Here is a 963-nt window from a genome sequence, read left to right as displayed (position 1 = left end):
CTCCTGGCTTACGTTCTCCGGCAGCGTCGAAGTAGTATAGGAGACAGCGGTGACCCGGCTCTCGATGCGGTCGATCAGCGCCAGCTTCCAGGCGCGGCGCTCGACCTGCCAGGTGCCCAGCGCCAGCAGGGCGAGGATGCCGGCCAGGGCGAGGGCCAGCAGAAGCGCCAGCCGAACCGGCGAGGAAGGCCGCGGGCCCGCCGCCGCCGGCTCGGTCATCGTCATGCGCTAGGGCATGTTCCGCATGTCATGCGGCGCCATGGGCATCATGTTGGTGTCCAGGTGGTACATGACCCAGAGCGAGCCGGAGATGGTGATCACCACGATGATCAGCGTGAAGATCAGGGCCAGCATGATCCAGCCCCCCTCCGACTTCCCGTTCATGTGCAGGAAGTAGATCATGTGGACGACGATCTGCACCACGGCGAAGGCCATGACCAGCGCCGCGGTGACCCGCGGGCTGGAGAAGACCTCGCCCATCACCAGCCAGAAGGGAATGGCGGTGAGGATGACCGAGAGCAGGAAGCCGGTCACATAGCCCTTGAAGGAGCCATGCGCCGCGCCGTCGTCGTGGTGGTCATGGCCGTCATGGCCATGATCATGGTGGCCGGCATGGCCGTGCGGCTGCGCGCTCACTGCAGCACCCCCATCAGATAGACATAGGAGAAGACGCCGATCCAGACGACGTCCAGGAAGTGCCAGAACAGGCTGAGGCAGTTCAGGCGCCGGCGGTTGGAGGCGGTCAGCCCGCCGCGGCCGACCTGGACCATCAGCGTCACCAGCCAGATCAGGCCGAAGGTGACGTGCAGGCCATGGGTGCCGACCAGGGTGAAGAAGGCCGAGAGGAAGGCGCTGCGCTGCGGCGTGGCGCCGACATGGATCAGGTGGTGGAACTCGTAGAGCTCCAGCCCGATGAAGGCGGCGCCGAACAGCCCGGTGATGCCCAGCCAGAACAGCGTCGCC

The 963-nt window shown here is 66.1% G+C and carries 3 protein-coding genes; all 3 read right to left on the bottom strand.

The features are described 5' to 3' along the window. Nucleotides 1–225 (bottom strand): SURF1 family cytochrome oxidase biogenesis protein (locus BKE38_RS27150; protein WP_278247652.1); only part of this gene is annotated, 225 nt, incomplete at its 3' end. Nucleotides 226–228: 3 nt separating this feature from the next. Next, the gene (gene cyoD / locus BKE38_RS27145) at nucleotides 229–636 is read right to left on the bottom strand and encodes a cytochrome o ubiquinol oxidase subunit IV (protein WP_076960312.1); all 408 of its coding nucleotides are present in this window, start codon (nucleotides 634–636) and stop codon (nucleotides 229–231) included. Beyond that, a partial coding sequence (locus tag BKE38_RS27140; RefSeq protein WP_207553690.1) for a cytochrome c oxidase subunit 3 occupies nucleotides 633–963 on the bottom strand: 331 nt, incomplete at its 5' end. The genes cyoD and BKE38_RS27140, both read right to left, overlap by 4 nt.

The organism is Teichococcus deserti (genome assembly GCF_001982615.1).
Classification (GTDB): domain Bacteria; phylum Pseudomonadota; class Alphaproteobacteria; order Acetobacterales; family Acetobacteraceae; genus Pseudoroseomonas; species Pseudoroseomonas deserti.
Note: the sequence above shows the minus strand (reverse complement) of the source record. Positions and strands in the feature narration are given on the sequence as shown.